Source organism: Candidatus Methylacidiphilales bacterium (genome assembly GCA_028713655.1).
In the GTDB taxonomy this organism is placed as follows: Bacteria; Verrucomicrobiota; Verrucomicrobiia; order Methylacidiphilales; family JAAUTS01; genus JAQTNW01.
Genome location: JAQTNW010000002.1, coordinates 117,342 through 138,815, shown reverse-complemented (window position 1 = coordinate 138,815; position 21,474 = coordinate 117,342). Strand labels below are relative to the sequence as shown.

Annotated in this window: 20 protein-coding genes; 8 read left to right on the top strand and 12 right to left on the bottom strand. The window is 54.5% G+C overall.

Annotation, left to right across the window (positions count from 1 at the left end):
• Window positions 1-16 precede the first annotated feature (16 nt).
• Entirely contained in the window at window positions 17-772 is a 756-nt protein-coding gene (gene mazG, locus PHD76_01375) for a nucleoside triphosphate pyrophosphohydrolase (GenBank protein ID MDD5260477.1), read from the top strand.
• A gap of 19 nt (window positions 773-791) precedes the next feature.
• Here the strand turns inward: mazG and PHD76_01370 are convergent, their stop codons facing one another.
• From PHD76_01370 to ssb, 10 genes are all read right to left on the bottom strand, one after another.
• Window positions 792-1,136, bottom strand: coding sequence for a DUF4870 domain-containing protein (locus PHD76_01370; protein ID MDD5260476.1), 345 nt, complete (start codon window positions 1,134-1,136; stop codon window positions 792-794).
• Between the two features lie 1,102 nt (window positions 1,137-2,238).
• The gene (locus tag PHD76_01365) at window positions 2,239-2,901 is read right to left on the bottom strand and encodes a PEP-CTERM sorting domain-containing protein (protein MDD5260475.1); all 663 of its coding nucleotides are present in this window, start codon (window positions 2,899-2,901) and stop codon (window positions 2,239-2,241) included.
• Between the two features lie 100 nt (window positions 2,902-3,001).
• Window positions 3,002-3,808 carry a hypothetical protein gene (locus PHD76_01360; GenBank protein ID MDD5260474.1) on the bottom strand — a complete coding sequence of 269 codons (807 nt, stop codon included), beginning with the start codon at window positions 3,806-3,808 and terminating at the stop codon, window positions 3,002-3,004.
• Window positions 3,792-6,488 carry a hypothetical protein gene (locus PHD76_01355; GenBank protein ID MDD5260473.1) on the bottom strand — a complete coding sequence of 899 codons (2,697 nt, stop codon included), beginning with the start codon at window positions 6,486-6,488 and terminating at the stop codon, window positions 3,792-3,794. Before PHD76_01355 ends, PHD76_01360 begins: the two co-directional genes overlap by 17 nt.
• A 32-nt stretch (window positions 6,489-6,520) precedes the next feature.
• Window positions 6,521-7,348, bottom strand: a complete 828-nt coding sequence (locus PHD76_01350; GenBank protein MDD5260472.1) for a prepilin-type N-terminal cleavage/methylation domain-containing protein — start codon at window positions 7,346-7,348, stop codon at window positions 6,521-6,523.
• 2 nt (window positions 7,349-7,350) lie between these two features.
• The gene (locus PHD76_01345) at window positions 7,351-7,902 is read right to left on the bottom strand and encodes a hypothetical protein (GenBank protein ID MDD5260471.1); all 552 of its coding nucleotides are present in this window, start codon (window positions 7,900-7,902) and stop codon (window positions 7,351-7,353) included.
• Window position 7,903: 1 nt separating this feature from the next.
• Complete coding sequence (locus PHD76_01340; GenBank protein MDD5260470.1) at window positions 7,904-8,581, bottom strand: hypothetical protein; 678 nt, start codon at window positions 8,579-8,581, stop codon at window positions 7,904-7,906.
• Between the two features lie 107 nt (window positions 8,582-8,688).
• On the bottom strand, window positions 8,689-9,099 hold the full coding sequence (locus tag PHD76_01335) for a PIN domain-containing protein (GenBank protein MDD5260469.1): 411 nt from the start codon (window positions 9,097-9,099) through the stop codon (window positions 8,689-8,691).
• The gene (locus PHD76_01330; GenBank protein ID MDD5260468.1) at window positions 9,074-9,337 is read right to left on the bottom strand and encodes a hypothetical protein; all 264 of its coding nucleotides are present in this window, start codon (window positions 9,335-9,337) and stop codon (window positions 9,074-9,076) included. The genes PHD76_01335 and PHD76_01330 overlap by 26 nt, the downstream gene beginning before the upstream one ends.
• 112 nt (window positions 9,338-9,449) lie before the next feature.
• Entirely contained in the window at window positions 9,450-9,929 is a 480-nt protein-coding gene (ssb, locus tag PHD76_01325) for a single-stranded DNA-binding protein (protein MDD5260467.1), read from the bottom strand.
• Between the two features lie 314 nt (window positions 9,930-10,243).
• Here ssb and PHD76_01320 point away from each other — a divergent pair, with 314 nt between their 5' ends.
• On the top strand, window positions 10,244-11,185 hold the full coding sequence (locus PHD76_01320) for a hypothetical protein (GenBank protein MDD5260466.1): 942 nt from the start codon (window positions 10,244-10,246) through the stop codon (window positions 11,183-11,185).
• A 138-nt stretch (window positions 11,186-11,323) separates the two neighbouring features.
• On the opposite strand, the gene PHD76_01315 is transcribed toward PHD76_01320, so the two are convergent.
• Entirely contained in the window at window positions 11,324-14,362 is a 3,039-nt protein-coding gene (locus PHD76_01315; protein MDD5260465.1) for an autotransporter domain-containing protein, read from the bottom strand.
• Window positions 14,363-14,638: 276 nt separating this feature from the next.
• Entirely contained in the window at window positions 14,639-15,055 is a 417-nt protein-coding gene (locus tag PHD76_01310) for a hypothetical protein (protein MDD5260464.1), read from the bottom strand.
• A 187-nt stretch (window positions 15,056-15,242) separates the two neighbouring features.
• Between PHD76_01310 and PHD76_01305 the strand changes: the two genes are divergently transcribed.
• Genes PHD76_01305 through PHD76_01280 form a run of 6 tightly spaced genes read left to right on the top strand, consistent with a single transcriptional unit; the run spans window position 15,243 to window position 21,470 of the window.
• On the top strand, window positions 15,243-16,187 hold the full coding sequence (locus PHD76_01305; GenBank protein ID MDD5260463.1) for a hypothetical protein: 945 nt from the start codon (window positions 15,243-15,245) through the stop codon (window positions 16,185-16,187).
• Window positions 16,188-16,214: 27 nt separating this feature from the next.
• Window positions 16,215-17,228 carry a glycosyltransferase gene (locus tag PHD76_01300; GenBank protein ID MDD5260462.1) on the top strand — a complete coding sequence of 338 codons (1,014 nt, stop codon included), beginning with the start codon at window positions 16,215-16,217 and terminating at the stop codon, window positions 17,226-17,228.
• 27 nt (window positions 17,229-17,255) lie between these two features.
• Entirely contained in the window at window positions 17,256-18,074 is an 819-nt protein-coding gene (locus tag PHD76_01295) for an ABC transporter permease (GenBank protein ID MDD5260461.1), read from the top strand.
• Window positions 18,075-18,082: 8 nt separating this feature from the next.
• Window positions 18,083-19,321, top strand: a complete 1,239-nt coding sequence (locus tag PHD76_01290; protein ID MDD5260460.1) for an ABC transporter ATP-binding protein — start codon at window positions 18,083-18,085, stop codon at window positions 19,319-19,321.
• Window positions 19,322-19,358: 37 nt separating this feature from the next.
• Window positions 19,359-20,312 (top strand): sulfotransferase, encoded by a 954-nt coding sequence (locus tag PHD76_01285; GenBank protein ID MDD5260459.1) that lies wholly within the window; start codon window positions 19,359-19,361, stop codon window positions 20,310-20,312.
• Window positions 20,313-20,372: 60 nt separating this feature from the next.
• Window positions 20,373-21,470: a hypothetical protein gene (locus tag PHD76_01280; GenBank protein ID MDD5260458.1), complete on the top strand. Its 1,098-nt coding sequence runs from the start codon at window positions 20,373-20,375 to the stop codon at window positions 21,468-21,470.
• Window positions 21,471-21,474: the final 4 nt, after the last annotated feature.

Below are 21,474 nucleotides of genomic sequence, written 5' to 3'. Positions count from 1 at the left end.
CGCGTAATCAATACGAATGGAATCGGTCAAACAACTGAAAGACATCATCGCCCGCCTGCGCGCGCCGGACGGCTGCCCGTGGGACCGCGAGCAAACCCACGAATCCATCAAGCCCCAGTTGCTCGAGGAATGTTATGAAGTGCTGGAGGCCATCGATGAAAAGAGCGACTCCATGCTGCGGGAAGAACTCGGGGATGTCCTGCTCCATATTGTGTTCCATGCCCAGCTCGCGGAGGAGCGCGGCGTTTTCACTCTCGAAACTGTCGTGCGTGAAATTTGCGAAAAGCTGGTCCGCCGTCATCCTCATGTTTTTGGCGAGGACAAACTTTCCACGTCCGGCGAGGTACTTCATCGCTGGGAAGAAATCAAAAAGAAGGAAAAACCTGAGAGAAAAGGCGCTCTCGACGGGGTTCCCCGGCATCTGCCCGCGTTGATGCAGGCCCAGGAAATCCAAAAAAAGGCGGCCAAGGTCGGCTTCGACTGGCAGGAACTGCGCGATGTCCTTGCCAAGGTGAAGGAGGAAATTGCGGAAATTGAAAAAGATTTTCAAAATCCGGAAAAATTGCGGGAAGAAGTGGGCGACCTGCTTTTCAGCGTGGTGAATTTTGCGCGCCATTGCAAAATGGACGCGGAAGAAAGCTGCCGCCAGGCCAACCGCAAGTTTGTGCGGCGCTTCGAGTGGATGGAGAAAAACACATCGCGCCCGCTCAAGGGGCTTACCCTGAGCGAGCTGGATGCGTTGTGGAACCAGGCCAAAAAGGCCACGGACTGACCCTGGCCGATCAGGCTGCTTATTTGATCAAGCGCAGTGTGTAAGGATAACGATAGGCCACGCCTTCGTTTGCCTTCAATGCCGCGATGATGATGAAAATCAGGTCGGCAATTCCGATCACTGGTAAAAGGACAAACCCGATCAGCAAAAAGCACAGGATCACTGCGACAATCGCCGCAAGCGTGACTGTGATTTGAAAGTTGACGGATTCCTTACCCTGATCATCCACAAAGGATGACTCGCCCTTTTTCACCTGCCAGATGATTAATGGCCCGATGATATTGCCGAACGGGATGATGTAGCCTGCCAATGCCAGCAAGTGGCAAAGCATACCGAGTTGTTTTTCCTGAGGATTGCTTGTCATGGGGGACTCCTTGTTTGGTTTGAGAGACTAAATAATTCAGAGCCATCAGGGGCTCTGATCGGCAGACTTTGAACCAATCCCCGGGGTTACTCAATCCTTTTTCAGGGAAATTATGGGAGCGGAACAACCCATTCAATCAAGGATCAGCGTTTGCACTTTTCGCCACTAATGGGAATTTTTCAGGGTGCTAGCCTGCATATTTCATACTCATTTCAATGGTCAACCTGTTAACGCCGGGACGTAACAGCGGAAAGATACGTACTGGGCATATGCAGGCTATTGCAAAACCGCCTCCAAATAAGGCAGTTCCAATTCAAAAATCAAAACAAAATACCCATTCAGGCGGTTTTGCTTGTAACCCGGATGTTCCTGCACCCCAGTTCCTGCCAGACTTTGGAGCAGGACACTTTGCTGAGGTTTTCAGAAGCGTGTGAAACATCCGGGCTAGCGGTCTGATCTTTGTGAAATGACGGGTTGGCCGCTTGGGATCTGCGCCGCTGGCAAGGCGCGAACGCAGACCCCTATCTGGACGATACGGGCAAGCGAGCAACACCGCCAGCGGTGCAAAGAACAGCGGCCCGAAGGGTTGCGCGGAAAACAGCCCTCCTCGCAGTGACGCGGTTGCGTTTGGATCTGTGCTAACGAAACCAGGCCTCCCCAGCCGTCTCGTCATCGCGAGAATCCAAACCTTTCAAACAGGTGTTTTGAGCGGGAATGAACGTGGGTTCGTGAGAGAAGCACCAAAGGTGCGGCCCATACCAGCCTGGGGCAACGCCCCAGGAATACGAATAGTATAAAATCTCAAGCACTGAAGGTGCGCTCTAACGTATGTCGAGCTCTGGATCGCTCCTTCAGAGCTCGATACATTTTTATACGTCCACACCTGGGGCTTCGCCCCAGGCTGGTAAAGGGCGGACCTTTGGCCCTTATGAAAAGCTACGAAACCTCCAACATTCCATCTTTCAACATCTTGTCACATCTGTTCATTAGGAGGCCGTCTTGGGCCGTGGCGATCCATGTGCTTTGCTGGATTGCAGCGTCGTCCCTCCTCGCAATGACGTTGGCGCGCTTTGCACGATCACTCGATAAAGCAGACCTCATCTCAAATTTTAACTTGATAGCATTTTAAGACGCGTCCTCGCAAAAAACACAGTCCGCCGAGGCCCAAAAATAAAAGGGCAAAACTGGAAGGTTCCGGCACCGCGCTGGTCCCGGAAAGCATGACATCGTCCAGGCGGAATTGCACACCGCCCAATGCCGCGGTATTGGTCCAGCGCAATGAGAGATTGGATGTAACGGGGAGAGCCGTATCGATCAGGTCAATCAAACGCCAATTGGCGGTTCCCGCACCGGTCGCCTGCGCGGGCAAGGCCAGGGAAACATAGCTCCCGCCGTTGTTGCTGTACTCCAGAACCAGTTCCGACATGCTCGATGCAATGGCCGACTTGTAGGCGCCAAAGGAAAGATCCAGAGAACCGCTTGCATAACCAAGGGTGTCGATCCCTGATATCACAAAATTCGCATTACTGCCTGCAGTCAGGAAGATGTTGCCATTTCCCGAGGCTCCAATGTAACCGCCCGAGGTGGTTGTGCTTCTCACATCCCCCGTTCCGGAGAATCCGAACGACGAATTTTGAAATACGTTGGCGGAAATGGAGGTCGTTCCGGTTGGCGTCCCCATATTTTCGCTGAATATAATCTGCCCGTTCAATTGCGCGGCGCAGATCAAGCCTGTCAAGACACTCAATATCCACATCTTTCTCATAAACAATCCTTTTTTATTGCCGGGCTGATTCCTGGCAACTGTTGAATGGAAATGTATTCGGCGCTTGTTACGAAATTAGCTCGACCATGTAACATGTTCGTTAAGGAATGTTGGATAAAGGCAGCAAGGCTGTTTCGTCCCCGCTTTCCTGGTTCCTGTGGCTTTTCCCGGTGTTTTCAAATACCCGCACAAAGGAGGGACCTTGCTCCGTCTTATAAAATACAATCGTGCAGTTCCGAAAATGGCGCTCCTGATTAATCAGGACTGGGAGCGGACTGCCTCCGACTTCAATGTCTAGCGTCGCCACAGGGGGCTGGCGCTCCAGAGTGTAAAGGCCGCCGGGCGCCACAGGGATGTGTTGCGCGCCCTTGTCCAGCAACAGTTCCAGCGTTTGCCCAGGCATTCCATTCACGACACGATAGCGCAACAATTTCTCCCCTTTCTTCAATGCATGAGGCAAGACCATAAATGCCACATTCGGCCGCTTTTTCCCGTTCTCCATTTTTGCCTCTTCAAGCGATTCCAAATAATCTCCGTTGCGCCGCGGCACCTTAAAATCACCCAGCAGGAGCAGGGTTTGGCTGCTGCCGTTTTCCAATTCCAGGGTCTGCACGGCTTCCCGTCCTGATTTTAAATCCCGGATTTTATATTCAGCCTTCAGATAGGGAACCGGGGCGTCAGACGTGCAAAGCCCTCTCGGAAACCGGGGATAAGCCGGTTGATTGTTGATCCACACCGCAATTTCCGGAACACAGGTCGCATTCACAATCTGGACACTCATCTCCGTTTTCTGTTCGGAAGTCTTGCCCCCCGCGCTCACCTGCTCTTCCCCAAACAATGACCCCTGGATTGGAGTACCCAGAATCAAAAGGACAAACGCCGCAAAAAAGTCAGTAGCTCCGCTCATAGATTATTTCAGGTTTGCAATTGATGCCTCCACTAGAATCGCTGGCAAGCCGCAGGCTCACTATCGCTTCGATAAAAGTCTGGGCGCATGTTCTCCCCGCCGGATCCAAAGCCTGGCCTGTTGCCACAATCCGGTAACTGCGCGATTGTGTCGCCACTAGGTTGCATATTTTTCCAAAGCACTCCTCCCTGGCGCGGTCCATTGCCAGTGGGGCTTGCTTTCCCGGCCCGTTCCCCAGCGGGGGATCATAGCTGTCGGCCCGGTTCAGTACCGGCAAAATCCGGTACAAATCCGAAAGTTTTCGAAATGCCCCGTTCTTTCCCCTTTCTGCAATAATGGCACTGGAGAGGGTTAACGCCCCGTCCGCGGTGATCTTGCTTATTTTGGATTCCACATTCCCATGCAGGCCCCCATCCGATTCGATGCGCAAGCCGCAGAAAAGCGCTTCCAACGCTTCCCGTGGCGCGGTATTGATGTTGATTCTACCTGACATTTCACTGTAACCTGTTCCCGTGTTGATGGGGTTTGCAGTAAAGAGGTCCAGCAGTTCCATGGCCCGCCGTCCCGGTGAATCCCAGTATGAAAACTCAGGCTGCCCGATCCGAAGCGTTCTTCCGCCACCGGCGACAAAAATGCCGGGAGGCTTGCCTCCCGATGGGGCTGCGCCCGTGCTGTCTGCCTGTGCCGGATCGAATATATTTCCCAGTTCACCGGGCGACTGCATATTGCCGTTCCGGATGTAGAATGGCGCGTTCGCGGCATCCGTGGCTTCCGAATAAGCAGACGGGACACAGTCAGGCGCCATATTGATGCTGCCTGGGGCGTTTCCCTCCGCAGGATTGGCCCGCACATAATCCCGCTGCTGCCAGGTACTGGCAAAATTCTGCGTAAAAGGGGGTAAATCCCGGTTCCGGCCCTTCCAGCGCGTCTCATTTGCGTACGTGTCAGATGCGCTGAGCGAGCTCCAATCATAATTACTAAGATACGTGAAACGCGGATCTCCAACCGCCCTGTAATCCGAGCCGACGGGAGCTGACGGCGTTGGAATACCGCACACCTGATAGTGAGTGACGCCATAGCTCAACGTTTTGCTGTTGCGATCCATTCCCGCATTGGCCAGGCCGGGTGAAACTGGCAGGCGCCGGTTCATATCCACCCTTTGCCCGTTCCATTCAAACTCGAATGGCAAATGCGTGGTTTGGTCGGCGGTATCGGCGGGCGAATAGTCCCAGTGCGGGCGGCTGGCAGTCGAAATGTTGGGACCGGTGGGGCTGCTGAATGTCTGGCTTACCCAGGGGAAGGCCACCACAACAAACTCATTGGGACGGACGATAATGTTAGTCTGAACCGCCGGCTCGTAGTCCTCCAACGGTGTTACAATGGCGGTTCCGTAATGGATGCGCATGCGATTGCGCGCAACCAGCCGGGCTGAACCAGTGGCTGCAGCGGTGTAAGGGTTCCAAATTTGGGCAAAAAAGCGGGATTGGATGACGGCATGATAGAATCCATCCGCATCGGTTTCCGGCCCGCAGTAAAATTGTTCCGCCACACAGGTAACTAGAGGAAATAAATCACGTCCCGCCGGCTCTCCGCCGTTGACCGTGGTAATGTCCGTATCGGCATCGATATAATCCACGATGCCTGCCGCGAGGCGGTTGAGATATCGCCTTTTGAGCGCGTCTGTTTCGCCTGCCAAGCTGGGGTCCCGGCATTTGAAATAAGGAAGATTCCGATCGATGATTGCCGCGATATGTTCCGCCCGTTCCGTTGCGGTTGAACCATACACCGGATTGGTGGCAAGCTCATTGATGTTATATTTGGGTTTTCCAGCGTCCGGCAATCCCGCAGGAATCACATCTTCATCTGGAGTCGTATAATAACCAAACAGATGCCGGATTACATCCACCCGCTCAGTGCTGTCCAGAAACTGCCCAATGGCATAGGGACTCGCGGGAAGCGCGGGCGCGGCCTTGTAACGGCTCAATTCCGAAGGGGCCAGTAAAACGGAATTGCCCAGCGACAGGGCAATTTCCTCCGCCGCACCTCCAGTGGACTTACGCGCCTTGGAATGATGAAAAACGGGATTAAGGCGGGCCTGTTCATCAAAGACTTGATATCCATAGCGGGCCAAGGCCTTGCCGGTCCCGTCCTTTAAATCCAACAATTCAACGCGGAAATACCCCGGCTTTGGCGCTCCAGTTACCGGATCGGGACACTGGATCATTCCCGATTTATTCAAATCGTCCGATGTTGCGGTGTCTTCCCGCGCCTGATACAGACCGGCCCAAGCGTTGGCAAAATTGTCCTTAAATGACGCGTCGGCAACTGAAGTGGAAACAAGGGGCAGGCATGCGCGATGAAGTTCTTCGCTCCCGGAGGTTTTTGAATAACGGCAGATTGTAACCAAGGGCGACAGGCCCTGGAATCCGTCCGGGGCGGGTTCCAGTTCCGTTGTAAATGTGCGGTCCACATGGCTTGAAATCGGATCACTTGCGGCGCGCACGATCCTTTCCCTGGCTTCATCCAAGGCGCCCTGCGCCGCCAGATCGGCCCTGGCCTTATAAAGATAAGCCCGTGCTGTCAGGTGATTGAGGCGCATCGACTGCATAAAGGCCAGTGCCATGATCGTAAGTATGGCAAGCAGCAACAATGTGCTGATGAGCGCAAAGCTTTTCTTCATATCTATGTTCTTTGTGGTCAAAATATTCCGGTTTAGTTCGTGCTCACCCGCATCCGGAACAACCTTGAATTTTGCATTCTGAGCATTGTGTTGCGCGTCCAATCCTCGGAGCCTTGAAATTTCTTTGCGGTGCTGTAATTGAAGGCCCGAAGGCTGACATCAAAGAAGGCGGGCCTTTCAAAAGCAGGCCAAATTGAAGGGGAACTGAAATCGCTGCGGCAGGGGCGAATGATAAAATCCGTCACATTGCGCGCAAGTATCTCATCCCCATCCCGGGTGGCTGCAGCGGGCATGAATAGCGGATTGGACCGGTTTGTCAGGTAGGGTTGCAGGCCGGCTCCCGGCGCAGGCGAATTTGCACCCCAGGTTTCATCACTGCTTTTGAAATAGCGGTGCAGGTTGTACGCGCCTCCGCTGATTCCGCAGCGTGTATAAGCAACGTAATAGCCCGTGGCGCACAGATCGCTTTTGTTCCCGCCGACGACCTGTCCGGCGCGGGGCGCTTTGCAAAGAAAAAAGATTTTGTCGGAATTGCTTTGCGCCGCATAATTTCCACCAACTGCAACAAGTTCAGCCTGAGATCCGGTATAAAGCGGTATTTGCTCCGTGACAGTAATGTTCTGCAGGTCGCTCCGGATATAATGGAATGCGGCCCTTGCTTCGCGAAACGCATCTGTTTTTTTCTCCGAGTTCTGCCATGCGGACGTCGCCTGGTTAAAAAATGAAAGCAAAAGCAGCATTAGGATGCAAAAGGCCGCGGTCGAAACAAGAAACTCGACAAGTGTGAAGCCCTCATTCCGATTCAACCCGCCCATCCCTATCTGTGCATAAATCACCGCGCCACCCTCTTGGAGTCGCATATTCATACATCCGGAGCAATCCATGTAACGAAAGCCTGCCTCTTGCGGCAGCTGGCCCTGGCGCCTGCGGGCCATTCGATGTTTATACCAAGCTGTGTGATGTTCTGCGGTGGCGGCTTGTAGGCAGCCTTAACCACCACAATATATGAACCGGTCGAATCGCCTTTGTTATAAGCTTCCGGGCCGATTTCACCCGCAGGGCCTCCATCGCCGTCAAATACCAGGCAATGCCTGTCGCAATCGCCCGACTTTTTTAAGTCCAGCATTATGGTTGAATTTTTTCCGGAACCCAGCGGCTCCCGCGGGCTTGTCTGAATGTTCGAATAAATAACGCGCCGACTCCCTCTCCCGGCCCTGATTTCCGAGACGAGCGACTGTGCAATCAAGGCGGCATGAGTTTCACTCCCACTGTCTGCCGCGGCGCCGAGCGCCACCGGGAAAAGAGCCAGAATGCCCGTGAGAGCCAAGGCGAGAACCGCGAGTGCCAGGACAATTTCAACCAGGCAGAATCCCTTTCGGAGTCGCACTACAGAAAGCAAGGTTGAATGAGTCATGTTACTCGGTGGTTGTCACATCCAGTTGCGCCCGCCCGGTACTGCGCTGAAGGGTGACGCGTTCAAACCATCCGGTACTTCGCGATGCAAGATTGTCCCGCCCATTTGAAAAGAAGCCTTGATACAGAAACAGGCGCAATTCGTTGGGCTGGCTCGGATTTTGAATGCTTCCATTTGGGCCAAAGACCACAACCGGCACCCGGTCTCCGGTTTTTAGTCTGGGAATCGACATGTCGCTGAGCGCCAAGGCATACGGGACGCCCGCAGGCGGAGCGCCAACAATTGAAAAGCGCTCGCGCTTGAATGAAATGTTCTTTGGCAAAAATTGCCAGCGGCTGAGAGGAACAAACTGCCCACTGCCAGGGTCGCTGTCCTTTCTATCGCGAAAAATAACGAACGCGCGATACGGGTATTCTGAATCGCGCTCGGGAAAAAGGTTTTCATTCGCGAACCCGATGTAGGCGTTCGTTCCATTGCTCAGCGCAGACACCCGCGCCTGCTCGAAGGCTTCCAGCAAGAGATTGGCCGCTCCCACGCGGGCAGTCTGATTGGCCAGGCTGTTCACAGCCGGCAGTGAGACCGAAGCAAGCATGAGAACGCCCGTCAGAACCCCCATCGTTTCCAAAAGCGAAAACCCACCCCTTAGCCGTTTATTGCCGCAGCTCTTAAATCGAGTCACGGGCCATTTCTATCAAGCCCATGTTTCGTACATATCAAGTTGGTGTTACAAATAGATTGAGACCCTCTTTTTCATGGAGGCTCCCGCTTGGCTGTGTCCGGCCCCGCCTAATCGGCAAGCATCGGGTTGAAACCCATCACGCGAAAATGCCCGTCCGCCGTCAGGGCATCCTTGAGCCGGAACTCGCGCATCACCACGAACGACGTGCAGTCGGTCAAGGGGAATGCATGATCGCGATATGCCTCCCAAAGACGGCAGGCGGATTGAAACTGCTCGGATGCCGCAGGAACGATTTGAAGGGCTGAGGTGTGGGCGACAAAATCGAGCAATTCCGCAGCCCAATGCGCCTTGCGCCTGGCAACAAAAAGGTTCACCGTTTCAATAAGAATCCATTCGGTTGTAATAAACCTCCGTTGAATCGGGCGAAGCAGGGAGGCCGCCCGCTCATGCATTGGGTCCGCCGTATCGGCCCAGACGTAAAATCCGTGGGTATCAACGAAGATCCGACGGCTTTCCATAGAGGAGCTGATCGATTTGTTCGTTGGTCATGGAGCCCATCGGTTCCGCGCTTTCCACAAAACGATAGATCGGATCGTCAGCGGGAATCGGGCGGTTCTTTCCGGAACATTCGGGCACCAGGGTCGCCACCCGTTTCCCCCTGTAGGTCAGCGCCAGTTTCTCCCCCCGTTCGAGGCGCCTGACCACGTCCCGCCCCCGGGAACGCAATTCCAGCATGGAAACCGTCTTCAGCTTCATAATTTGAAAATGACACTCGGAGTGTCGCTTGTCAAGATGGCCGGCGGCTGGCGGAAAGGTTGTGCCTATGGTTTTCAAAATCAAAAATCCGGCGCTTTTGTGGAATGAATATCTACAACGGCATCTCGTCATCGGTGGCGTTGGAAAGCGGGCTGACATGCGATTCCCGGACCCGGGACTCGCCCGTCTTGCTCTCGGCTTTGCGGCCGCTGGAGCCGCGTTCCGCAGCATCGTCCCGGGAATTCCCGCCTGAGTTTCCACCACCACGGCCCAAAAAATGCACCCGCTCGGCGCGCACGCGCAGACGGCTGCGCTTTTCGCCCTGCTGGCTTTCCCATTGGTCGAACTGCAGGCGGCCTTCCACAAAAACCGGAGCCCCCTTGCCCAGGTACTCCTTGCAGGCTTCCGCCTGGCGCCCCCAGAGCACCACATCCACATAACAAACCTCTTCCTTTTCAGCCCCGTCCGGCCCGCGGGACAGCATGTTGATTGCCATCCCCAAATCACCCACGGCGATCCCTTTGGGCGTGTGGCGTATTTCCGGGTCGCGCGTCAGGTTTCCGATTAAAAATACTTTGTTCAGAGAGTTCATAATAATAAAGTTTAAGGTTGGTTAGGCAACGGCCCTTGCCCGGCCCTTGCGGTTCCTGTTCGAGCATCTTTTGGAGCAAGTCACGAACCATTTCTATCAAGCCCATGTTTCGGACATATCAAGTTGGTGTTACAAATGGGTTGAGAAAGGCCGGAACCCTGCGGTGCAAAATCACATGTCTGGTGGGAGAGGTTTCCCCTGTCGGCGCGCGCCCACAGGCGGGGTTGGCAGGCGATTTTTGCATTCCTGGCAGCATCCGTCCCTGTCCCAAAAGAGCATGACAGGTCACAACTGTTGTCTAAGTTTAGTCCCGTATGCGCGCAACAGCCTGCACCCTGTTCGAGGGCGATTACCATTATGGCGTCGGCGCGCTGCTCAATTCCCTTTATCTTCATGGGTACCGGGGAACGTTTTGGATCGGCTGGCGCGGCGGCGATCTGCCGTTTTGGGCGCGCGCCGCAAGCCCCGGCGTTCATGGACTGGAGTTTTCGCCCGCAGCCGGCCTGACGCTCTGTTTTTGCCGGGAAAACCCCGGCTGCCATCTTTCCCACCATAAACCGGAACTGATGCTGCGCGTATTGCAGGAATACGACACTGAAGCCGCGGCGGTTTATTATTTTGATCCGGACATCGTTATCCACCGCTCCTGGGATTTTTTTGAAAATTGGATCCGCTTCGGGATTCCGCTTTGCGAGGACCTGACAAACATCGGCGCTTCCCATCCGTTGCGGCTCCAATGGAAATCCCACGCTCGTTCCCGGGGTTATACCTCCTTCCGCGATCTTGATTTTTATCTCAACTCGGGATTCATCGGCATCAAACGCGAGGACGCCGGATTTTTATCGCTTTGGGAAAAGCTCATTTTTTTGATTCAGGAACAGCACCCGGACCGCGAGCACCTGAGCTATGGCGACAGAACCAATCCATTCCAGATGGCGGATCAGGATGCGCTCAACGTGGCCCTTATGATTTCAGACTGTGCCCTTTCCGCGGCTGGTCCGGACGGGATGAGTTTTAAAACCGGCAAACCCATGATGTTTCACGCAATCGGCATGCCAAAGCCCTGGGAGATCCGTTACGCTCTGTATTGCCTGCAAGGAAAGGCCCCGACCCGGGCCCAAGGGAGTTACTGGCAGCATGTTTGTACCCCTGTAAGGCTTTATCCCCGTTGGAAAATGCTTTTAAAGAAGGCGGACCTCTTTCTGGCCCGTTTGATTGCCAGGATTTTCCGCCATCGGCCCCCCAATAATCTTTGAACTTTTTTTCCGAAAAGCGTGTAGAAAGCGAAAGGCAAAATTCGTCAAAGATATGTCAATGTCAGGAAACCCGCTCGCGACGAATGTCGGAGTTCACTCGCGATGACTATCGGAGTTGACCCCATTCACATTGCGGAGTTAGAAACTGACCTTTACGCCACCGGTGGCTGATTGCCCAAGGAAAGTGGAACCGCCTGCTTCTGCTTGATAATCGATAAACAATGTGACCCTATCTGTCACTTCAACATCGATTCCAGCCCCCAGTAAAGCGTTATCACTATCACCTTTGACGGTCTGAACGGAGAACGTGCCAGCCGGTAATCCTTCAAATTGACTGGTGATAAGTTTGGACTCGTCAAGAAACTCATGCTGCCAGAAGGCGCTCAGGTGTGGGACTATAACAACCGAACCGATCTTGTCCTGATAGCGCACGGTTCCGCCCAGGCGGCTGCGGAGTGAATCGTCCGACTGGTTGTTAACACTCAAGTTCGCCGCGCCGGCGCCAGTTTCATTAAAACTGTTGATCCCGAGATTTACATAGGTCAAGCCGACGGCGGGTCCGAATGTCCAGTTGTTCCTGTGAAATTCATAGCCGCCGGATAGATTGGCTCCGAATTGGTCGCCGCCCGTTGAGCCGTTCGCGGTACGATCGACGCCGGGGATGACAATCCTGCGATCCGTGCTGTATTCATTGCGCGTGTAGGTGAACAAGCCGTTTGCATAGAACCCTTGTTTGTCCGCATAGGCCAGATAGAGACCCGGCGTATAGCTATCGACCTTTGCTTTGCTGCCTTCGTAATCCAGGTCTGCGTCCGTATGGCTGAATCCGAAGAGTGCGCCCACTCGAAGATTTGTTGCGACGCGATAATCTACTCCAATACGGGCACGGCCCGTGGTGTAGGAAGAGTGGCTAACGTCAACATTATGATCGAGATCGCCCAGCTCGGCGCCGCCATCAATGAATCCGTTCCATTTGTTCAAGGGCTCACGAATGGGTGCTTGTGCGTGATATCCGATCGCATTGAGGTCCTTGTCTTCAGATATCGTCGCGCCGGCCAGCATGGTCTGGTTGGAATCGCTCAACAAGCCGGGGGCGGAAGGGGGGGGATTCCATGCGTACAGACGGCTCTTGATGGATGACAGCTGCGCTCCAAGTGTCCTGTCATTAAACACAAAGCCGGACATGTCAAACCCGCCCTGGCCATTCCGCTCGCGGGCCAATTCGTTATCCAAGCTTTGGACCTCAAACGCATAGTTGTCGAAAGCGATATTGCGCAGGATTTGAAAGCGCTGCGGTGAGAGTTCATTCAATGCCGGCCCAAGTGAGCCATTCGCGTTGGACGAGATATTCAACCCCGTAACGATGTTGTTGAAAAAGTCTGCTGCGGCACCCGTTGGCGTTCCCATCGAGCCGCCGTTGCCGAGAAGTGCAAGATTGTTGTCAATATTATTACCCACGCTGGTTTGATTCGGCGTCAATCCGGGAGACAAAGCAAAGGGCTTGAGCAGGGTGACAATCACACTATCAATCGGCTGCGATCCTCCAAACGTGTCATTATATGTTGTAACTGTGTAAAACGACGCCGGAAGATTGGTTGTGGTTGGTGAGATAAACTGCGACATCACCGGGGCTCCGGCGGTAACTGCAACATACCGTTGTCCCTGGCTGGGAACAGTGCCGGCTTTAAAGTTCAGATCCAGTGCACCTCCCGGCAATGCCGTGCCGGTCACCACGAGGGTATCATAGTCAGTCCCCGCAATACCGGTGTTCATCGACGGCGTTGGCAACGGTGAATTGGCCACTTGCAGCAGCAGGGTGCCGGTTCCATTCTGGACAAACGAGCCATTTACATGAATCGCACGCGGCGCGACCGCGCTCAATGCCGCCGTTGTTTCCAGTGTGGCTGAATTTGTGACACTGCCCGCACCAAGTGCGCCGGCGCTGCCCACGGCGAGCGATCCCGCGTTGATATTTGTGCCGCCAGTATAAGTGTTGGCTCCATTCAGGGTCAGCACACCGCTTCCCGCTTTTGTCAGTCCCATCGCCCCATTGACTGCGCCATTAATCACCAAACCGGCCGAGTTGCTGACATTAATTCCCTGAGACAAACCGCCGAGAACAAGATCGCTGTTGATTGTCGTCAGGCCGGCTCCATTGCTAATCGTAACAGTACTGCCCGCACCGGCTGCACCGGTGATCGTGAGGGTGGATAAGGGACCAAGTATTGGACTGCTAATTGTCACCGGCACTGGGTCATTGACCGTAAGACTTGAAATATTGGCATTGTAATCGAGGATGGTATTTTCATTCAACGGTTGGACGGCAGGTATGGCGTTTACTGAAAAAACAACATCCGCCAGGGGAGTGAGTGTCGTGGAGGCTCCACCGATGACGGTGGGCGACCAGTTCGCCTCCGACCAATTGGCGCTTGTGGTGCCATTCCAATAAGCGCCGACTGAAACCAGGGGAAGCGCCAATGCATTAAGGTTGGCTGAATTACCGCCAGCCATCGTGACAGCTCCATTGATCGCCAGGGCCCTTCCAACTGCGATGCTGGCCCCGGGGTCCAGGGTAATGCTTGTGTTGGCTACAATATTTCCTTCAAATACGGTCGCGGTACCCAGGGTGGCTGAACTGCCGATCTGCCAGAATATGTTGGGGTCCGAACCGCCAAGCAATACCACTGCCGAACTGGGAGCCGTTGTCAGACCGGAGCCAACCTGAAAAACGTACGTACCATTTTGATTTCCAACATTATTAAGCGTGAGCGTCCCCGTCAGCCCGGCTGTGCTGTTGAATTTGTAAACTCCGGGGGCGAGCGTCATACCACCCAGATCCAGCGTGGTCAGGTTTGCTGTCATTGCCACGCCAGCCAGTAAATTGTAAGCCGTAATCGTATCGGCATGAGCCGTGGTGGCCGGTGCGACATTATTATAAATAGCCCCGTTGATCACCGTGCCTGGCGGAAATCCGGAAATGGAACTGCCAGGACTCACCCCTAAATTGCCATTTACGACTGTGATTCCGGTATTTGTGACTGCTGATCCACCCAAAATTGTAAAATTCTGTCCCTCACCCAAATCTGCAACGGTTTGGGCGACTGCCGGAGGGGAGGTGGCAAGCAACACGGAAATGATTAATGCCAGCGGGTACAGCGCTACGGAATTCGTTTTCATTGTGTGATTTGTAAACCATGAAATAAATTGGAACTATGGGGTCTTCTACCCATATGCTAGGGCCGAGCTTGGGTTCATGGGGAAATTCTGGGCAAGAAATACGGTACCCAGGCGCCCGGCGTTATCGTACGCATAGGTGACTTCATAATCCGAGGCGGGGGCTTCGGTTGTTTATCAGTGCAAAGCGTTGAGAGTTGACCCATTCACCCCATTCAAATAGGCATGCAGACAGGGAATGTGGCGCGACAGGTCAGGATTGGGTTTTCGGGGGCTATTTCACGCAAGAAATAATCCCATCGGCACTTGAAACCGGGCCGCCAGCTTTTTAATGTGCTCGATGGTCAGATTCCTTTCTTTATTCAGGATTCTGACGCCGAGGCTGCGGTCGGCGCCCAAAAGACGGGGCAAGTCTGCGGCCGTCATTTTGTTTTCTTCAATGAGATGTTTGAGAAGAGGCAAGCCCCTTTTGCAAGGCAGCCTTGGAAGATGCGAGGATTCGTAAGCCTCCACCAGCAAGGCAAGCGCCTCAAAGTAGTCGTCTTGGTCCGGGCTCAATGCCTGGCCGGCCATCGCATCGAGAATTTCCAGTGCGTTGGAGTAATCCACCTTGTCATGGATCGGGCGAAGCATGTAGAGGGCAAGCAATCCCCGGTAATCCCCGGGTAAGTCTTTAAAAATAAATTTGGTCTTCATAATTCCTTTTTCCATTTGTCTTTGCCGCATTCGACATGCGTCAGAAATTGCAGCTTATAAATAATACCCCGGTTATAATGGATGGCCATAATGAGGCGGAAATCATTGCCGCAAACGTTCACATCCTCACCCCTTCCCCACAACATGAATTTGACCTGGCATGGATGCTGGCATAAATTGCCATGCCATGCGCGGAACCATTTGCACCCTGTTCGAAGGCCACCACCATTATGGGGTCGGCGCCCTGGTGAACTCGCTGTATCTCCACGGCTATCGCGGAACGATTTGGGCGGGTTACCGCGGTGGGGAACTGCCTTTTTGGGCGCGCAACGCAAAGCGCGGTGCGCACGGTTGGGACTATTCGCCGGCCGAGGGACTAACAGTCTGCTTTTTTGAGGAAAATCCACCCCATCATTATTCGGCGCAAAAGCCCGCCTGGTTGCGCAAAGTCCTGCTCGAATTGGAACCCGGCGCCGAAGCGGCCTTTTATTTCGACCCGGATATTGTGGTCAAATGCCGCTGGAGTTTTTTCGAGGAGTGGGCCGCCCATGGAATCGCCCTTTGCGAGGACGTTACCTGCATGCCGGAAACCCATCCGATACGTTTGGGATGGGAACAGGTCCTGACCGACTGGGGTTACACTCCGCAACAACGTCTGAGGGCCCATTTTAACGCCGGCTTCATTGGCATCCGCCGCGATTGCATGGAAATCCTGGACACGTGGGAATCCATTGTCAGCAAACTGAAAACCGGCTTAAGCAACCACCACACCATGTGCTTCGGCGACCGGGACAATCCTTTCCAGCATCCGTATCAGGATGCCATGAACATGGCCTGCATGGCGACCAAGCTGTCCTTGAGCTGGGCGGGCCGGGACGCCATGGATTTTGAAATCCGGGGTTACATCATGTCGCATGCCATCAACGAACCCAAGCCGTGGCGCATGTTCTCCTTCTTCCGCGCCTTGTTTTCGCGTCTGACACCCACGCGCGCCGAACGGCAGTATTGGAATTATGTGACGGCTCCCATCCGTCTTTTCCCGGGATGGCTGTGGGCATTAAAAAGGCTGGACCTGATAGCCGCGCAGATCGTCGGCCGGATTTATTCTCAAAATTCACCCGGGAACTTTTGACGCCTTCATCCCTCTGGCACGCCACACATGAACCCGCCCCTGGTTTCCCTGATAGTAGATAATTACAACTACGGCCGCTTTCTGAAGCGCAGTCTGGATAGCTGCTTGAACCAAGACTATCCCAACCTGGAAGTGATCGCCGTGGATGACGGCTCAAGCGACGACAGCCTGGAAATATTGAAAAGCTACGAAAGCCGTATTCCGGTTTTTCACACCAAGCGTTGCGGCCAGACGGGGGCCCTCAATCTCAGCTTTGAGCACTGCCACGGCAGTCTCGTCCTGTTTTTGGATGCGGACGATTATCTTCTGCCGCATGCCGTGGAGGAATTCACAAAGGCATGGCGCCCGGATACCAGCGTGTTGCATTATTATCTCATGAATGTAAACCCTGCGGGGGAGGTGATCCCGCAGCATCCCATCGTTCCACGCTGTCTTTCCGGAGAAAGCGTCATGGAAGCGCTTCATGACTACGGCTATTACACATGGTCGCCCCAAAGCGGCTGCGTATTCGATGCGAAGATTTTGAAAAAACTGTTTCCTCTTCCGGTGGACCATTGGCTGTCTGCAGACGCGCATCTTTCACGGCTTTGCCCGTTCTTCGGCGAGAGGACTCTTTTGCCGAAGGTCCTGGCTTGCAAAACCACACATGACGCCAACTTCAGTCCCGACTACCACGGGTTCGAGGAATCGTTTTCCAAAAAAATCCTGCCCTACCGGGTTTCAAAACATGCCGTTTCGATTCGCTTCTTTCTCAAGGCCTGCGCGGAACGGGGTTTTGCCGTAAATCCGAACATGTGGCGGCGCAGTTCGTTTTTTCTGTTTTGCGGCCTGGCATGTTTGAAGCTTTGGCCGAAGTTCTATCCCCGCGAAGCGGCCGGGGATTTCCCGCTTGTGCAATGCCTGATCGGGATTTTTGAAGACTACCGCCTGCGTCCGCGCGCGCGGCTCAGACGGGCGGCAACCGTTCTGCTGGTTTATGCCACTCCGGGCTGGATTTTGCGGGCTCTATATGCCCGGTTTCCTTTGGTTTACAAAGTCTGACGGCATGCCACTCTGAACCGCAGTACAATGAAACATACAGCAATCCATGCCGATGAATCCAACAGCCAGTATTGGCAGGACCTCTGGCAGTACCGGGAGCTGTTTTATTTCTTTTCCTGGCGCGACCTCCTGGTGCGTTACCGCCATGCGCTGCTTGGAATTACCTGGGCTCTGCTGACTCCCATCCTCAGCACATTGATCTTCACATTTGTTTTTCACAAGGTCGGGAAATTTCCCTCCTATGGCGTGCCTTATCCCATGCTCGTCCTGGCAGGCCTGCTTCCCTGGCAATTTTTTTCCAACGCCCTTGAAAACTCCAGCGGCAGCATGCTGGCGAGCGCAAACTTGATTTCAAAAATTTATTTTCCAAGGCTGATCATACCATTGAGCTGCCTGATCACTTCGCTGGTGGAATTCTGCATCGGGGCCGTTTTATTTGTCGTCCTGATGGCGTGGTACGGCATTGCCCCGACCTGGCGCCTGCTGGCGCTACCCTTTTTCTTCGGACTGGCGCTGGTTTCCTCAGCGGGGTTTGGCGTATGGCTCTCCGCCCTCACGGTCAAATACCGGGACTTCCGCTACGTCGTGCCTTTTGTCCTTCGTCTGGCCATGTTTGCCTCCCCCATCGGCTATTGCAGTGACGTGATACCGGACAAGTGGCGCCTGGTTTATTCGCTGAATCCCCTGGTTCAGGTGATCGACGGATTTCGATGGTCGATCCTGCAGGGCAGGACTGAAGTGTATCTGCCGGGGCTGCTGCTTTCCTCCGTGCTGATGCTGGCCATCCTGCTCGGTGGCCTGTGGTTTTTCCGGCATTTTGAAAAAAATCTGGCGGACATAATTTAACATATCCAATGAGCCAACCTGCCATACTCGCCCGGAAACTGGGCAAAAAGTACAGCCTCCGCCACCATCGGCAGGCGAATTACAAAACGCTGCGAGAGGAAATTGCCGATTTTGCCCTCGGGGCGTTTCGCTCGGTCTTCCGGCCCGGCCAGGGGAAAGCGTCGTCGATGGAAACATTCTGGGCGCTGCAGGACCTGGACCTGCGGATCGAGCCCGGCGAGATCGTGGGCATTATCGGGCCGAATGGCGCCGGAAAATCCACTTTTTTAAAAATCCTTTCCCGCATTGTGGAGCCCACTGCGGGCCGCGCAGACATCTACGGGCGGGTGGCCAGCCTGCTGGAAGTGGGGACGGGATTCCACCCTGAACTGACCGGACGGGAAAACGTCTTTCTGAATGGCGCCATCCTCGGCATGAGCCGGCAGGAAATCCGGAGAAAATTCGACGCCATTGTGGAATTTGCCGGCGTGGAGAAATTTTTGGACACTCCGGTCAAACATTACTCCAGCGGAATGTATGTGCGGCTCGCCTTTTCAGTCGCCGCGCACCTGGACCCGGATGTGCTCATCGTCGATGAAGTGCTGGCTGTGGGTGACGCCCGGTTCCAAAAAAAGTGCATTGATAAAATGCAGGACGTGGCCCGCGGGAGCGGCAGGACGATTGTATTTGTCAGCCATAACATGGCCGTTGTACAGGCCTTCTGCGAACGCGGCATCTATCTCCAGCAGGGAAGGCTCCAGGCCGACGGCCCCATCGGCTCCGTCGTGCCCGAATATTTGCGCACCATTGAAAAATCCGCATCGCTGAGTTTGCGGGAGAGAAGCGACAGGCTGGGCCTGGGGGAAAACCGTTTGGAAGCCATTAAAATCGAGCCTGAAGCCCTGATCAGCGGAGCCACCGCCCGCCTCCATTTCCATTTTTCCAAACCTGTCGGGACCGACCGTTTCGCGTTCATTATTTACGACATGCACGGGCTGCCCCTTTGCCATTTCAACAGCTTTGGGCGCAGCCCTGAGGATGACCCGGACCTCGAATCAACGCGCGTCCTTGTCTGGGACTGTCCGGCATTTCTCCTGCTTCCGGGCCGCTACCGCATTAATACCCATCTGTTGCGCAAATCCACCACCCAGGACCAGGTCGAGGGCGCCTGTATCTTTGATGTGCATCCCGGCCATCTTCAAAACCGGCCGCTGAACCAGGATTCCTACGGGCGCTTTACCCTGCCGCATTATTGGAGGCGCGGCTGAGGATCTCCACCAACTTGAAAATTTAACGGGCATTCCCATGATTAAAAAGGACGGCAGCAATCTTGTTTTTATTGTCGGCACCGCCCGCAGTGGCACCACATGGTTGCAACGGCTCGTCAGCAGCCACCCGGGTTGCCATACCGGAGAGGAAAGCCACCTTTTTTATTTTCACATTGTTCCGCAATTGAAGGCGTTCTGGAAGGGAGGAAACGACCAGAAGCCCGTGGGACTTTATACCTACATGCGGGAATCCGAATTTCGGGAATTTCTTAAAGCGCAGATTCATTCCCTGTTGGCTGTCATCGGCAAGGAGGTCCGTCCGGGCGAATATTTTATTGAAAAAACCCCGTTGCACGTGCTTTGCCTTGAGGAAATCCGCCGATTCCTTCCAAAAGCCAAAATCATCCACCTGGTCCGCGATCCGCGTGATGTGGTTGCCTCCTTCCTGGCCGCAAGCCGGGGTTGGGGCAAATTCTGGGCGCCCCGCAACTCGTTCCGTGCCGCCAGTTTGTGGGTGCTCTGCGCAGGCGCCGCACGTGAGTACAAAAGAAAATTCCGGGACCCCCTGTTTTACGAACTGCGTTATGAAGACCTGCTGGCGGACACTCCATCCGAGCTGCGCAAAATTGTGGATTTTATCGGGCTGCGCTGGAATGAAAAAGACATCTTGAAAACAGTTAACAGAAATAGCCCGGATGAGCTTCGGGCAGGAGGCGGAACTCTTATTCCATTGAAAGGTCAGGCCCGGAAGGACTTCGGGGCATTTTCCGGAAATCCCAGGGGGTTCATCCGCAGAGCCGCTGCGGGCGGCTGGAAAAAGGACCTGCATCTCCTTGACAAAATAACCGTATTTGCGGTTGCGGGAAGTCTGCTTCGCGAATACGGATACAATTGGGAACATCCCCTCGGCTCGCCGGTTTCAAAGGCCGTCAATATTCTTCTACCCCCCCTTAAACGTCTCCGGTCCCTTTTCCCGAAAGCGGGACGATAATCGGCTTGCACTGGCTCTAGGTTTACCGAATTCTCGGGTCCATCAGGCGGGCCATCTTATATGGGTAAAATATTTTACATCACGCGCTTTGCGTTGGACGGCAGGGAAGGAGGGGCCTCCCGGACCCGCCAGGTATTGGAGCTACTGGCCGGTCACGAAACGAAAGTCATCCGCATTGACGGCACAATTCAAGCGATACCGAACTTGCTGAAAAACCTGCTTCTCCCCCCATTGTGTTCACCGGAGCTTTTTCTCTGGGCACGAGGATACAGACGCCACGTTTTCCAACTCCGTTGCGGAGCCCGCCTTGCGTTGAAGCAAAATCCGGACTTGCGGGAAGCCGGGCTTGTGTTGCTGGAAGATCCCGCTTACTTTCCCTCCCTGCCGTCCTATCTGCAAAAACATCGCATCCCCTGGGTCTCCATAGTACACAATATCGAATCGCTGGCGCCAGCCCGTGCGGCGCGGGGAAAGTTGTGGAAATTGCTGGCAAGGGAAACCGACGCGTTGCGAGGTTCCGGCTTCAGCCTGTGCCTGGGCGACGAAGAGGCGTTTCTCCTGTCAAATCTTGGAATCAAAACACGGGTGCTTCCCTATTATCCTGCTTCGGAAAAATTCGCCGGCCTGCTGCGCATCCGGGCCCGGAGAAAAACCACAAAGCCGGAAGGGTTTTTGATGCTGGGCTCCGCGCAAAATCCGCCGACGCGCGAGGGCATGCGCCGCGTGATTGCGGAATGGGAAAGCCGCGGCTTATACAAGAAATTTGGTGTGCTGCAGGTCGCGGGACAGGACACGGAACATTTTCCGCACGGCGAGGGCGTCGAAATTTTGGGGCGCCTGTCCGATGAAGAGCTGGAACGGTGCCTGCTGCGAATTCGGGCCGCCCTTTGTTTTCAAGAGCAGGGCGCCGGCCAATTGACGCGCATCATGGATTTTTTGGTTGCAGGGGTGCCGGTTGTGGCAAACCGCCATGCCGCGCGCTCCTACCACTGCGTTTCCGGCCTGCACCAATTTGAAGACTTGAACGGGCTTCCGAAAGCCCTGGATGATCTGATGCGGCAACCCGCGCTCCTGCCCCCGCCTCCTGTAGCGCCTGATACAAGCGCCGTTCTCGAGGCGCTTCATTTCCTGCTGAGAAACGCGCCGGAAGCTACATGACCTC

Excerpts from the sequence above, each read along its gene's own strand:
- PHD76_01300 (MDD5260462.1), top strand. The coding sequence starts at position 16,215 with ATGAACCCGCCCCTGGTTTCCCTGATAGTAGATAATTACAACTACGGC.
- PHD76_01290 (MDD5260460.1), top strand. The coding sequence starts at position 18,083 with ATGAGCCAACCTGCCATACTCGCCCGGAAACTGGGCAAAAAGTACAGC.
- PHD76_01355 (MDD5260473.1), bottom strand. The coding sequence starts at position 6,488 with ATGAAGAAAAGCTTTGCGCTCATCAGCACATTGTTGCTGCTTGCCATA.
- PHD76_01360 (MDD5260474.1), bottom strand. The coding sequence starts at position 3,808 with ATGAGCGGAGCTACTGACTTTTTTGCGGCGTTTGTCCTTTTGATTCTG.
- PHD76_01280 (MDD5260458.1), top strand. The coding sequence starts at position 20,373 with ATGGGTAAAATATTTTACATCACGCGCTTTGCGTTGGACGGCAGGGAA.
- PHD76_01285 (MDD5260459.1), top strand. The coding sequence starts at position 19,359 with ATGATTAAAAAGGACGGCAGCAATCTTGTTTTTATTGTCGGCACCGCC.
- PHD76_01330 (MDD5260468.1), bottom strand. The coding sequence starts at position 9,337 with ATGAAGCTGAAGACGGTTTCCATGCTGGAATTGCGTTCCCGGGGGCGG.
- PHD76_01345 (MDD5260471.1), bottom strand. The coding sequence starts at position 7,902 with ATGACTCATTCAACCTTGCTTTCTGTAGTGCGACTCCGAAAGGGATTC.
- PHD76_01335 (MDD5260469.1), bottom strand. The coding sequence starts at position 9,099 with ATGGAAAGCCGTCGGATCTTCGTTGATACCCACGGATTTTACGTCTGG.
- PHD76_01370 (MDD5260476.1), bottom strand. The coding sequence starts at position 1,136 with ATGACAAGCAATCCTCAGGAAAAACAACTCGGTATGCTTTGCCACTTG.
- PHD76_01315 (MDD5260465.1), bottom strand. The coding sequence starts at position 14,362 with ATGAAAACGAATTCCGTAGCGCTGTACCCGCTGGCATTAATCATTTCC.
- PHD76_01305 (MDD5260463.1), top strand. The coding sequence starts at position 15,243 with ATGCGCGGAACCATTTGCACCCTGTTCGAAGGCCACCACCATTATGGG.
- ssb (MDD5260467.1), bottom strand. The coding sequence starts at position 9,929 with ATGAACTCTCTGAACAAAGTATTTTTAATCGGAAACCTGACGCGCGAC.
- mazG (MDD5260477.1), top strand. The coding sequence starts at position 17 with ATGGAATCGGTCAAACAACTGAAAGACATCATCGCCCGCCTGCGCGCG.
- PHD76_01310 (MDD5260464.1), bottom strand. The coding sequence starts at position 15,055 with ATGAAGACCAAATTTATTTTTAAAGACTTACCCGGGGATTACCGGGGA.
- PHD76_01320 (MDD5260466.1), top strand. The coding sequence starts at position 10,244 with ATGCGCGCAACAGCCTGCACCCTGTTCGAGGGCGATTACCATTATGGC.
- PHD76_01365 (MDD5260475.1), bottom strand. The coding sequence starts at position 2,901 with ATGAGAAAGATGTGGATATTGAGTGTCTTGACAGGCTTGATCTGCGCC.
- PHD76_01350 (MDD5260472.1), bottom strand. The coding sequence starts at position 7,348 with ATGCGACTCCAAGAGGGTGGCGCGGTGATTTATGCACAGATAGGGATG.
- PHD76_01295 (MDD5260461.1), top strand. The coding sequence starts at position 17,256 with ATGAAACATACAGCAATCCATGCCGATGAATCCAACAGCCAGTATTGG.